At 69.0% G+C, this 12,323-nt stretch carries 10 protein-coding genes; 4 read left to right on the forward strand and 6 right to left on the reverse strand.

What is annotated here, in order from left to right; all coding sequences use genetic code 11:
• The first annotated feature begins 275 nt into the window (after positions 1 to 275).
• Positions 276 to 4,097 carry a NahK/ErcS family hybrid sensor histidine kinase/response regulator gene (locus tag ACFW16_RS35280; RefSeq protein WP_380313785.1) on the forward strand — a complete coding sequence of 1,274 codons (3,822 nt, stop codon included), beginning with the start codon at positions 276 to 278 and terminating at the stop codon, positions 4,095 to 4,097.
• 5 nt (positions 4,098 to 4,102) lie between these two features.
• Here the strand turns inward: ACFW16_RS35280 and ACFW16_RS35285 are convergent, their stop codons facing one another.
• The 3 genes from ACFW16_RS35285 to ACFW16_RS35295 all read right to left on the reverse strand — a co-directional run bounded on the left by ACFW16_RS35285 (position 4,103) and on the right by ACFW16_RS35295 (position 7,025).
• Positions 4,103 to 4,753 carry a response regulator gene (locus ACFW16_RS35285; RefSeq protein WP_380313786.1) on the reverse strand — a complete coding sequence of 217 codons (651 nt, stop codon included), beginning with the start codon at positions 4,751 to 4,753 and terminating at the stop codon, positions 4,103 to 4,105.
• Positions 4,754 to 4,820: 67 nt separating this feature from the next.
• Positions 4,821 to 6,488, reverse strand: coding sequence for an MFS transporter (locus ACFW16_RS35290; protein WP_380313787.1), 1,668 nt, complete (start codon positions 6,486 to 6,488; stop codon positions 4,821 to 4,823).
• A gap of 126 nt (positions 6,489 to 6,614) precedes the next feature.
• Complete coding sequence (locus tag ACFW16_RS35295) at positions 6,615 to 7,025, reverse strand: SRPBCC family protein (RefSeq protein WP_380313788.1); 411 nt, start codon at positions 7,023 to 7,025, stop codon at positions 6,615 to 6,617.
• A gap of 170 nt (positions 7,026 to 7,195) precedes the next feature.
• On the opposite strand from ACFW16_RS35295, the gene ACFW16_RS35300 reads away from it, so the two are divergent.
• Positions 7,196 to 7,531 (forward strand): hypothetical protein, encoded by a 336-nt coding sequence (locus tag ACFW16_RS35300; RefSeq protein WP_380313789.1) that lies wholly within the window; start codon positions 7,196 to 7,198, stop codon positions 7,529 to 7,531.
• Positions 7,532 to 7,539: 8 nt separating this feature from the next.
• Here ACFW16_RS35300 and ACFW16_RS35305 read toward each other — a convergent pair whose 3' ends face one another.
• From ACFW16_RS35305 to ACFW16_RS35315, 3 genes are all read right to left on the reverse strand, one after another.
• Entirely contained in the window at positions 7,540 to 8,010 is a 471-nt protein-coding gene (locus tag ACFW16_RS35305; protein WP_380313790.1) for a GFA family protein, read from the reverse strand.
• 316 nt (positions 8,011 to 8,326) lie between these two features.
• Positions 8,327 to 9,634, reverse strand: a complete 1,308-nt coding sequence (locus ACFW16_RS35310; RefSeq protein WP_380313791.1) for a calcium-binding protein — start codon at positions 9,632 to 9,634, stop codon at positions 8,327 to 8,329.
• A gap of 879 nt (positions 9,635 to 10,513) precedes the next feature.
• Positions 10,514 to 11,164: a TetR/AcrR family transcriptional regulator gene (locus ACFW16_RS35315; RefSeq protein ID WP_380313792.1), complete on the reverse strand. Its 651-nt coding sequence runs from the start codon at positions 11,162 to 11,164 to the stop codon at positions 10,514 to 10,516.
• 95 nt (positions 11,165 to 11,259) lie between these two features.
• Between ACFW16_RS35315 and ACFW16_RS35320 the strand changes: the two genes are divergently transcribed.
• Together ACFW16_RS35320 and ACFW16_RS35325 are read left to right on the forward strand one after the other, a co-directional pair.
• Positions 11,260 to 11,853: an NADPH-dependent FMN reductase gene (locus tag ACFW16_RS35320; RefSeq protein ID WP_380313793.1), complete on the forward strand. Its 594-nt coding sequence runs from the start codon at positions 11,260 to 11,262 to the stop codon at positions 11,851 to 11,853.
• Between the two features lie 179 nt (positions 11,854 to 12,032).
• Positions 12,033 to 12,263: a hypothetical protein gene (locus ACFW16_RS35325; protein ID WP_380313794.1), complete on the forward strand. Its 231-nt coding sequence runs from the start codon at positions 12,033 to 12,035 to the stop codon at positions 12,261 to 12,263.
• Positions 12,264 to 12,323 lie beyond the last annotated feature (60 nt).

The raw sequence follows: 12,323 nt of genomic DNA on the forward strand, positions 1-12,323 counted from the left end.
CGCAAACTCCTCGTCCGACTCAACGCCAAGGCCCGCGATGTCCGCCAACAACTCGCACTGGCTGCTTGACAGGCCAGACAGTCGCTCACCCGGTCTCGCTGCGCGAGCCCGACCTCTCCCGCGAGCGGGAGAGGCAACGCGAACTATACCGAGAGATGCTTGAATGCCGTCGGGGGAGGCTGGCCCCTCCGCCGAAACACTCGGCCTGACGTCGCAGTCAGCTTATGCTGGCGCCATGGCCGGGAGGAACGGGCGCAGGGATCGGAGACCGGGCGGTGGCTGACTGGCTGCTGTGGCTGATCGCGCTCGGCTATCTCGGCCTGCTCTTCGCCGTCGCCTTCATCGGCGACCGCAGCCCGGCCTATTGGCGCTCCGGCCTGCGCGAGCCCGCGGTCTACGCCCTCTCGCTCGCGGTCTACTGCACCTCCTGGACCTTCTATGGCGGCGTCGGCCGGGCGGCATCCCACGGGCTCGACTTCACCCTGATCTATGTCGGGCCGATCCTGGTGATCACGCTCGGCTTCCCGATGATGCGGAAGATCACCCGGGTGGCGCGCGAGCAGAACATCACCTCGGTCGCCGACTTCATCGCCGCCCGCTACGGCAAGAGCCGCGTCGTCGCCGCGGTGGCGACCGTGATCGCGCTGGTCGGCGTGCTGCCCTATATCGCGCTGCAGCTGCAGGCCGTCTCGCTCAGCTTCGGCGCGCTGGCCACCGGGCCGGGGCGGACGGTGGCGACGCCGGTCTGGGCCGACACCGCCCTGCACGTCGCCCTGACCATGGCGGTCTTCGCCATCCTGTTCGGCGTCCGCCACGTCCAGGCCAACGAACGGCACCAGGGCATGATCCTGGCGATCGCCTTCGAATCCCTGGTCAAGCTGGGGGCGATCCTCGCCGCCGGGGCCTTCGTCACCTTCGCCATGTTCGACGGGCCGGGCGACCTGGCGGCGCGGCTCTTGTCGGTGCCGGCGCTGCAGGCGCGGCTGGAGGGCTTCGCCGTCGGGCCGGAATGGATCTCGATCACGGTCATGTCGGCCCTGGCCTTCCTGTGCCTGCCGCGGCAGTTCCATGTCGGGGTGGTGGAAAGCGGCCGGCCGGCCGATCTGCGCACGGCGCGCTGGCTGTTCCCGGCCTATCTCGGCGCGATCAACATCTTCGTCCCGGCCTTCGCCGTGGCCGGCCTGCTGCTGTTCGGCAGCGCCGCCAACCCCGACCTGTTCGTGCTGTCGCTGCCGATGGCGGCGGGCGACCCGCTGCTGTCGCTGGCGGTGTTCCTGGGCGGGCTGTCGGCCGCCACCGGCATGGTGATCGTCGAGACCGTGGCGCTCAGCACCATGATCAGCAACGAGCTGGTGCTGCCGCTGCTGCTGCGCGGCGGCATGGCGGCGCGCGGCGACGGCGCCCTCGGCCCCACCGTGCTGCGCATCCGCCGGATCGCGATCTTCGCCATCCTGCTGCTGGCCTATGCCTATTTCGCCGTGATCGGCGGCAGCCTGCCGCTGGCCTCGATCGGCCTGATCGCCTTCTGCGCCGTGGCACAGCTCGGCCCGGCGCTGGTCGCCGGCCTGTACTGGCGCGGCGCCCATCGCCACGGCGCCTTCGCCGGCATGGCGGGCGGCTTCCTGGTCTGGGTCGTGGTCTTCCTGGCGCCGACCCTGACCGGAGTCGACTGGGTGTCCGCGGTGCCGCTGCTCGGGATCGAGGGGGCGCTGTGGGGCATCGGCGACGACGTCGACGCCCTGACCCGCGGCGCCTTCTGGAGCCTGGCGCTCAACACCGCGCTGCTGGTCGGCGTCTCGCGGCTGGCGCGGGCGGGCGAGCGCGACCGGGAGCAGGCCGACGCCTTCGTCGGCCCGGTGGTCGAGGCCCGGCAGCGGCCGCAGGCCGCGCATCGCGCCGCCGCCTTCGACGACCTGAAGACCCTGGTCGCCCGCTTCATCGGACCGGACCGGGCCGAGCTGGCCTTCGGCGGGCCGGTCGCGGCGCTGCGCGACCGCGACCTGGCCGACCACACCGAGCGGCTGCTGAGCGGCGCGATCGGCGCCGCCTCGGCCCGCATCATGGTCGCCGCCACGATGCGCCGGCACCGTTCCACGATCGGCCGGTCGCAGACCCTGCTGCGCCAGGCGTCGGAGGCGATCCTCTTCAACCGCGACCTCTTGAGCGCGACGCTCGACAATATCGGCCAGGGCATCGGCGTGTTCGACCGCGAGCTGCGCCTGGCGGCCTGGAACCGCCGCTTCCTCGAGATCCTGGGCCTGGCCGAGCCGGCGGTCGCGATCGGCATGCCGCTCCGGGCGCTGACGGGGCCGGGCGGCGGCCTCGACCTTTCGGTCCTGCTGGAGGAGCAGCGCGACCCCGATCGGCGCCGGCGCGCCCACAGCCATGAGCGGCGCGGCGCCGACGGGCGGGTGCTGGAGCTGCAGACCAACCCGATGCCGGACGGCGGCTTCGTCCTGGTCTGCACCGACGTGACCGAGCGGGTGAAGACGCTGGACGCGCTGCGCGAGAGCGAGCGGCGCATCCGCATCTACACCGACAACGTCCCGGTCCTGATCGCCTATGTCGACCGGGAGGAGCGCTACCGCTTCACCAACCGGCCCTACGAGCAGGCGCTGGGGCTGGAGCGGGGGCAGAGCAACGGCCTGTCGATCCGCACCGCTTTGGGCGAGGACCGCTACGGCCGGCTGAAACCCTATATCGACGCGGCCCTGGCCGGGCGGCGGCAGGTGTTCGAGATCGGCTTCGCCGCCGCCGGGGCCGAGCTGGCGCGCGGCACCTACATCCCGCACCGGGACGAGCAGGGCCGGGTCATCGGCTTCTTCACCCTGTACCAGGACATCACCGAGCAGCGCCGGGCCGAGGCCGTGCTGCGCGAGACCGCCGAGACGCTGGAGCGCCGCGTCGCCGAACGCACAAGCGAGCTGACCGCGCTGAACGAGGCGCTGGCGGCGGCCAAGGCGGCGGCCGAGGCCGCCAATCTCGGCAAGACCCGCTTCCTGGCGGCGGCGAGCCACGATCTGCTGCAGCCTTTCCACGCCGCCCGCCTGCTGACCGCCACGCTGGCGGAGCGGCTGGGCCGCCGGCCGGAGGCGCCGCTGGTCGGCCATATCGACAGCTCGCTCGGCGCGGTGGAGGAACTGCTGCAGGCGCTGCTGGAGATCTCGAAGCTCGACGCTGGCGGCTTCGAACCGCAACCGCGGCCGGTGGCGGTGGACGAGATCCTGCGCATGGCCGCACTACCATTCGAGCCGATCGCGCGCCGCCGGGGCCTGCGCCTCAGAGTCGCGCGTTCGACCGCGGCCGTGCTGACCGACCCGGCGCTGGTCCGCCGCATCGTGCAGAACTTCGTCGCCAACGCCGTGCGCTACACCCGGCAGGGCACGGTGCTGGTCGGCTGCCGGCGGCGGGCCGGCGCCCTGGTGATCCAGGTCTGGGACACCGGGCCGGGCATCCCGCCGGAGCAGCTCACCGCCATCTTCGAGGAGTTCCGGCGCCTCGGCTCCGGCGGCGAGGACGAGCCGGCGGGGCTGGGCCTGGGCCTCGCCATCGTCGAACGCATCGCGGCACGGCTCGGCCATCGGATAGCGGTGCGCTCCTGGCCCGGCCGCGGCAGCGTGTTCGAGGTGGTGCTGCCGTTGGCGCAGACGCCCGTCGCGACCCGGCCGGCTGAAACGCCCGAGCGTCGATCGCCAGCCACCGACCTGGCCGGGCGGCTGGTCCTCTGTGTCGACAACGACCATGCCATCCTGACCGCGACCCGGCTGCTGCTGGAAGGCTGGGGCTGCACCGTGCTGGCGGCGACCGACGCGGCCGGGGCCAAGGAGGCGCTGCAGCCGGTCGGTCGCGCGCCGGACATGGTGCTGCTCGACTACCACCTCGCCGGGATGGAGACCGGGCTCGAGGTCCTCGATTCGCTGGAGGCGGCGGTCGGCCATCCGCTGGTCGCGGCGCTGGTCACGGCGGACCGCACCGAGGCGCTGAAGGCGGCCGCCCGCGCCCGCGGCCTGCCGCTGCTGCACAAGCCGCTGAAGCCGGCGGCGCTGCGGGCGCTGCTGGTGCAGCGCCTGGCGACCCGGCCGGTGTCGGCCGCCTAACGGGATCAGTGGCCGCCGATCGATCCGAGCTGGCGCACCGCGATCACGGCCTGGGTCCGGTTCTGCACCCCGAGCTTGCGGAAGATCTGCGACAGATGCGCCTTCACCGTGGCCTCGGTGATCGACATCTCGAAGGCGATCTGCTTGCTCAGCTTGCCCTCGGTGAGCAAGGCGAGGACGCGAAGCTGCTGCGGCGTCAGCTCGGCGACGCGGCGGCTCAGCTCGCTGCGTTCCGGCGCGTCGCCGGAGGGACCGGTCGCGGCCTCGGGGAACCAGACGCCGCCGCCCAGAACGCTCTCGATGGCGTCGCCGATCTCCGCCAGCGGCGTCGATTTCGGCAGGTAGCCGGAGGCGCCGAACTCCATCGCCTGGCGCATCACGGCGGGCTCCTCATTGGCCGAGACCATGACCACGGGGACGGCGGGGAAGGCGGCGCGCAGCGCGGCCAGGCCGGTGAAGCCGTTCATGCCCGGCATCGACAGGTCGAGCAGCAGCAGGTCGACCGTGCGGTCGCCGAGGATGTCGAGGACCTCGGGGAAGCTGCCGGCCTGGATCACCGCAGGGGCGGGCGACATCACCTCGGCCAGGGTCTCGGCCAAGGCGCGCCGCACCAGCGGGTGGTCGTCGGCGATCAGAACGACGGTCGCATCAGTCATATCGGACCAAAAAAAGAAGGCCGCGCCATTCTGGGCGCGGCCTCCGGGCCGATACAAGTTTTCCGGATCAATTGTTCCGGATGTCGACCGTCCTGGTGTCGCGCACGAACAGGGTGCCGACGACGAGGGTGATGCCGGCGATGATGATCGGGTACCACAGGCCGCTGTAGATGTTGCCGGTGCCGGCCACGATGGCGAAGGCGGTCGCCGGCAGGAAGCCGCCGAACCAGCCGTTGCCGATGTGGTAGGGCAGCGACATCGAGGTGTAGCGGATCCGGGTCGGGAACATCTCCACCAGCAGCGCCGCGATCGGGCCGTAGACCATGGTGACGTAGAGCACCAGCACGAACAGGATCAGCCAGACCATGAAGTGGTTGATCTGCGCCGGATCGGCCGAGGCCGGGTAGCCCGCGGTCTTCAGCGCGTCGCCCAGGCCCTTGGCGAAGACGGGGGCCGCCGTCGCCGCATCCGCCGCGGTCGCGTCATAGGCGGCGATGCGGGTGCTGCCGACGTCGATCTCGGCCTTCGACCCGGCCGGCCCCGCCTGGTTGCTGTAGGGCACGCCGGCCTTGACCAGAGCGGCCTTGGCGATGTCGCAGGAGCTGGTGAACTTCGACGTGCCGACCGGGTTGAACTGCACGCTGCATTCGGCCGGGTCGGCGATCACCGTCACCGGCGACGACGCCTGCGCCGCCTCCAGCGCCGGGTTGGCGTAGTGGGTCAGGGCCTGGAACAGCGGGAAGTAGGTCAGGATCGCCAGCAGGCAGCCGGCCATGATGATCGGCTTGCGCCCGATCCTGTCGGACAGGGCGCCGAACACCAGGAAGAACGGCGTGGCGACCAGCAGCGCCGCGGCCACCAGCAGGTTGGCAGTCTGGGCGTCGACCTTCAGCGTGCTGGTCAGGAACAAGAGCGAGTAGAACTGGCCGCAGTACCAGACCACGGCCTGGCCCGCGGTCAGGCCGAACAGGGCCAGCACCACCAACTTGAGGTTGCCGCGGCGGGCGAAGGATTCGGTCAGCGGCGCCTTGGACCCCTTGCCCTCGGCCTTCATCTGCTGGAACAGCGGCGATTCGTTGAGCTGCAGCCGGATCCAGATCGAGACCACGAGCAGGACGATCGAGACCAGGAACGGGATGCGCCAGCCCCAGGCGTCGAAGGTCGCGGCGTCCATCGACATGCGGCAGGCCAGGATGACGATCAGCGACAGGAACAGGCCCAACGTGGCGGTGGTCTGGATCCAGGCGGTGTAGAAGCCGCGCTTGCCCTGCGGCGCATGCTCGGCGACATAGGTCGCGGCTCCGCCGTATTCGCCGCCCAGCGCCAGGCCCTGCGCCAGCCGCAGCAGGATCAGGATCACAGGTGCGGCGATGCCGATCGCCTCGTAGCCGGGCAGGAAGCCGACCGCCGAGGTCGACACGCCCATGATCACGATGGTGACCAGGAAGGTGTATTTGCGCCCGACCAGGTCGCCGAGGCGGCCGAACACCAGCGCGCCGAAGGGCCGGACGAAGAACCCGGCGGCGAAGGCCAGCAGGGTGAAGATGAAGGCCGCGGTCGGGTTGACGCCGGAAAAGAAGTTCTTGGCGATCGACGTGGCCAGCGCGCCGTAGAGATAGAAGTCATACCACTCGAACACCGTCCCCAGCGACGATGCGAATATGACCTTGCGCTCTTCGCCTTTGCTGAGCGTTCGGATCGGTGTTCGAAGTTCGGCATCTGACGCAGCGGTCATCGGCGCATCCTCCCTGATCATTGTGGTCGGCGCGCCGATTTTTGTGAGGACGAACGCCCCTATAGTACGACGCGCTATCGTGCAACTTTAACAGCCGCGCCGTCCCGGGACGTATTCGACGTTCGTCTATGCGCTCCCGGCCTCCAGCACCCGCTTCAGGGTCGCCAGGTCGCGCTCGACCCAGTCGGCATCGGCGGCGAAGCGGGCGTCGTCCATCTCGGGCTGACGGAACAGGTGGAACGTCACCTCGCTGCCGCCGCCATTCGCCAGCACCCGCATCGGCAGGGCGATCTCGGCGCCATTCGGCGGGATGACCCAGTGATCGGCGATGCGGAACGGGTTCGGCGGGGTGAAGCGCACCCGCATGGTCCCCTCCGGCGTGTCGGCGACCCAGCCGTCGCCGTCGCGCCTGAGCGAATCGGCCAGGCCGCTGGCCCATTGCATGAAGTTCTCAGGGGCCGAGAGGAAGGCGTAGACGTCGTCGGGGTCGCGGTCGATCCAGACGCTGAGGGTACGGGAGGGAAGGGCTCGGCTCATGATGGACCTCCGTGATCGCAACCCTCGCAGTCTGCGTCAGGTTCCGCCGCGGGGGCTTGAACGAAACGGCCGGTTCCTGAAATGTTCCTTTTGCTGGACTCCTTTCGGTGTTCGCTCTATGTTCTCGCCATGTCGGCCGCATCGCGGCGCTGGGCAGAGGAGAACCGGGAATGGCGGTCACGCGCGAAGTCCGGGAACGGGATGGCCTGAAGCTCTACCGCAACACCCTGTCGCGGCGGCTGCTGGCGGTGGAGGGGCCGGCGCCGCTGCTGCAGGCGGCGCTGCGCGAGTTTCCCGACCTGCTCGGCTTCGATCTCTGGCGCCACCCCTCCGGCGCCCTGATGCTGTGCCGCACCGACAACCGGCCGGCGGCGCTGGCCAGGGACAAGGCCTGGGCCGCGGTGCGTCCCGACCTGCTGTTCGCCCCGGCGCCGGCGGAGGAGATGCCGGCGGTCGCGGCGCTGCCGCGCGGCTTCGGCGACGGAACCCGGCCGGCTTTCGCCTGAGGCGGCGGTCAGCCGCCCAGGGCGGCGCGCCGGCGTTCCAGGCTGGCCCGGGGCCACAGCGCCTGCGGGTCGTAATAGACCTCGAAGGCGGGCACGCCGTCCGGCAGCACGACCCAGGGCAGCTTCGACCGGGTGAAGATGTGCACGTCGGGCGGCAGCGCCGCCGGATCGTCCAGCGTGCCGACGCGGACGAAGCGCACCGCGGTGCGGCCGCCATAGGTGCTCCACAGCGCCGTGCGGCAGGCGGGGCAGCGATGGATGACATGCGGCTGGCCGCTGTCGGTCGGCACGGCGGCGGGCTCCGGCTCGCCCGACAGCAGCCCGACGCGGTCGGTCTCGATCAGGGCGTTGAGCACGAAGGCGCTGCCGGTCTGCCTCTGGCAGTCGCGGCAATGGCAGCAATGCACGAACATCGGCGGCGACAGCAGCCGGTACCGTATGGAGCCGCAAGCGCAGCGGCCATCCCGGGAACCACTCATCTCAGCCTCCTGCCATGGCGAGGCGCGGCGGTATCATAGGCTGCCTCGACGACAGATGGGCCGGATTCAGATATGGCTGGATCGGGTCTTGCGGCGGTCTTCGCCGACAGCCACGCAGCCTCCGATCCGCGGGCGCTTAGGCGTCGATCTACGCTGCGGCTGCGCGGTTCCGGTCGGCATCGCGGTCACCCGGCAAGGCGAGCGCCGGCTCCACAAAAAAGACCGGCCCCGAGGGGCCGGCCCGATCGATGACGGCAACAGGCGTCGTTGATCGCGATGCCTGTTGCCGATCGGCAGCTTGCGACACGGATGTCGGTCAGAGCACGAAATCATCCGCGGTCAACGTGATCGAGCCAGTGAGACGGATCTGCCCATCGGCCCAACCGTCGCCGTTGGCGTCGATATAGACGTTGGTCTGCTCGGCTCCCGCCACGAAGCGGACCTCGCCGGCGTCGCCACTGAACGCCGCCGAGCCGATGAAGCTGCCGGAGCCGCCGGTGATGCCCGACACGTCGATGTGGTCGCCATCGGTCTGGGAGAAATCGGTAATCAGGTCGAACGCCACCTTGGCCCGGGAGTCGGCGACGGCAGAGAAGACGAAGGTGTCCGCACCGGCGCCACCGACAAGGCGGTCTGCACCGACCCCACCGGTGAGGGTGTCGTCGCCGCCCTGGCCGATCAGGTAGTTGGCGGCGGCATCCCCGGTCAGAACGTCGTTGAAGGCGCTGCCGACGAGATGCTCGATGCCGCTGTAGGTGTCACCGGCGGCGTCGCCGGTATTGCCTGCGGCGTCGGCCAGGCTGGCGGTCACGCCGGCGGCGGCGTTGTCGTACAGGGCGGAGTCGAAGCCCTCTCCGCCGATCAGAACGTCGGCCCCGGCACCACCGACCAACTGGTCGTTGCCGGCGCCGCCGTCGAGCGTATCGGCGCCGTCCGCACCGGACAGGCGATTGGAGCCGGCATCGCCGGTCAAGGTGTCATTGAAGGCGGATCCGCGCAGGTTTTCGATGCTGGTCAGGGTGTCGCCGGCGGCGTGGCCGCCGCTGGCGGTGCCCGCGGCCAAATCGACATTCACCGCAGCGTTCGAGATCAGATAGTCCGCCATGTCCGTCCCGGCACCGCCGTCCAGGACGTCGGCTCCCGCGGCGCCGGCCAGACCATCATTGCCGGCACCGCCGACGAGGGTGTTCTCGTTGTTGTTGCCGCCCAGGTAATCGTTGTGGGCCGATCCGGTGAGATTGGTGATGCCGATCAGGCTGTCGCCTTCGGCATCACCACCTTGGCCGGTGGAAACGCCCGTCAGGCCCAGATTGATGCCCAGGATATCGATGTCGAGGTTGCCGGTTTCATACAGCAGGACGGCCACACGGGCGGCGGACGTCGAATAGTCGGCCGTGTCGACGCCGGAGAGCTGGATGTCGCCGATGCCGCCGACGACGTTGAGGATGCCGCCGATGATCACGTCGGCGCCGGTGCCGCCGCTGATGACGTCGTTGCCGGAATAGCCGGCAAGCAGGTCGTCGCCTCCCAAGCCGTTGATCGTGTCGTCACCGAGCCCTTGGACCGGGCCTATCAGCAGTGTCGGGACAATATCTGCGCCTTCAGTGCCCGTGAAATCCGCCATGATCTGTCTCCAATTGAATCGGGAAGCGAAAAAATTCTGATCACCGGAGGCGAGATATCTCAACGAGGAATCGGAGATATTTAAAATCCAATTTTCTTTTACTGCCATTTGGGAAATATAGTTGTCGCGGAGTCAGGGAAAATGAAATATGAGTAAAAAATCCTTTTTAGATAAATAATCTCATATATGGCGGCTATGTTTCCTGGCGCGACTCGGCAGCCACTCTGTCAGCGGTCTGTTGTGGAAGCCGAAGGCGACGGCCTCGGGGAGGGGCCGACGAGACAGCGCTGCGCCGAATCTGGCGATGAGCGTCGACTTCGCTCTCCAAGCGCCCGGTAGCACGCTTCCCTGGCCGCCCCGTGCAGCCTCGAGTCGGGTGGCCCTTGTTCCGGCGCCTGGATCCAGATCAGCTGCAGTACCCCGCCCGCGACAAATCGAAAGTGAGCGCGATAGCGGCCAAGGGAGGCGACGCCACTGTCTCCCGAGAGTTCGACTTGCCAGTTGGACGGATCATCATATCTCGGCGCCATCGAATCTTGGCTCCATGCTTGGCTATAAATGCCTAGAAATGTTCGTCCGGAAGCATGGTTCCGTGTTGTCGGCGGCATGACGATGCCATTGCGGCGGTCGGCAGACATTGAGCGCCGAATGGAGCGTCGCCTTCCGGCCGATGGCGCGCTCTGTGCCGTCGATGGAGCATGTCTGCTGGTTCCGGCGCATCAAAGTCCCGCAGTCGGACGTGCTTGTCGCTGCGCCGGGTATCGCCGTCGATGGCTTCGACCACGAGAAGGGCAGGGAGGTGAAGGCGATGCGGGCGGCTCGCCGGCGGTGCCTGCCCATCCGGCCCGGAGCCGATGGGCAGGCACCCTGGTCGAGCCCTCAGCCGACGGGGCCGGCCCTTCCGCAACAGCCGCGCAGGAATACCCGCACTGCCGCCGCGACGGCCGCTTCGATGTCCGCTGCCGACGGGGGCGTGGCTGCAAAGGGCTCGATCGCCGTCGCGATCAGCGCCAGCAGGTGCACGGCCGCGCGGTCCGGATTGTCCAGCCGCAGCAGCCCTTTCTCGCCCAGGCGGGCGAGGTGTTGCGCCAGCGCGTGCCGCACGCGGAGGGGGCCGGCCTGCTGCCAGCGCTCGATCGCCGGCCGGGGAATATGGGCCTGGTCCGCCCGGATCTGCCGGATCAGGGCGAAATGCTCCGGATGATCGGCCCTGGACGCCAGAAGCGCCCCGCCGAAGGCGGCGAGATCGGCGTCCAGGTCGGTCGCGGCGCTCAGATGTCGCTCCATCACGGCGATCTGGGATTGGGCGACGCGCGTCGCGCTGGCCTGGATGACGGCCTCGAACAGCCCGGCCTTGGAACCGAAATGATTGTAGAGGGTGCGGGTGGACACGCCGGCCTCGCGGGCGATGTCATCGATGCCGGCGCGCGCATAGCCGTCCTTGGCGAAAATGCGCAGCGCGCCGTCGATCAGCGCCAGTCGCTTCGTCTCCGGCCGGCCTGATGGGCGATCCTGGTCCGCGATGGTCACCGGTTCCTCATGTGTCCTACAACGATCGTTTTACTTCTGTGCAACGACCGTTGTAGGGTAGCCGCCGGATATCGATTGCGGAAGGCGGAGCTCCAATGATCAGGCTGGGGATCGTCGTCGGCAGCACCCGGCCGGGCCGCCGGGCGCCTTTGGTCGCCCGCTGGGTCGCCGAGGCCGCCGGCCGGCACGCGGCGGTCGGGTCGGGAGAGGCGGGCGTCCAGATCATCGATATCGCGGATCACGCCCTGCCGCTGCTGGACGAGCCCGTGCCGGCCATCCGGGGCGACTATCGCCACCTGCACACGAAGGTATGGGCGGCGGCGATCGGCGCCTGCGACGGCTTCATCTTCGTGACGCCGGAATACAACCACTCCTTCCCGGCCGCGCTGAAGAACGCGATCGACTTCCTCCATCGCGAGTGGACCGACAAGGCCGCGGGCTTCGTGGGCTATGGCGCGCTCGGGGCGGCAAGGGCGGTCGAGCAGCTCCGCCCCGTGCTGGCCGAGGTGAAGGTGGCGACGGTCCGGACGCAGGTCCTGCTCTCGAAATACACCGACCGGGAGCTCTTCACCGATCCCGAGACGTGGTCGCCCTCGGCCGAGCAAGAGGCGGTCCTGGCCACGATGCTCGGGGAGGTCATCGCCTGGTCGAAGGCGCTCCGGACGGTGCGGGTCGGGGCTGCGGCGTAGGGCGGACGCGCTGATCTTCGCCCGGCCGCCCGGCGCGGCCTCGGTCAGTAGATAACCCGACGGGCTATCGGAAGAAGCTTTCAGCTTTGAGTCGGCGCTGGAATACTCGAATCCAATTCCCTGATCCTCGCCTCGATCTGGTTTGTGTACTGGTAGATCTCTGTCAGATCGGAGAGCGGGTGTCTGATTTCCTCTTTGCCTTCGAACAGCCCAAGGTGTTTGGTGGTCAACCCATTGAAGTGCAGGCGCGCGATGCTCTTTCGGTTGTTGTCGTCCAGCAACACGGCGCAATAGGACTTGGCGTCACGGATCACGACGCGCTTGGGGCTGGTGATCCGGGAGACGATCGCCTGAATGATATGGAAGCCCGAAATCTGGAGTGGACCCCGCTGGTGAGACAGGGAAAATAGGGACAGTTCTCTGAGAAGGAGAACCGATGTCCAAGCGGGAGAGCCGGACCTTCAGCCGGG

The sequence above is a fragment of the Inquilinus sp. NPDC058860 genome (assembly GCF_042743185.1).
GTDB lineage: Bacteria > Pseudomonadota > Alphaproteobacteria > DSM-16000 > Inquilinaceae > Inquilinus.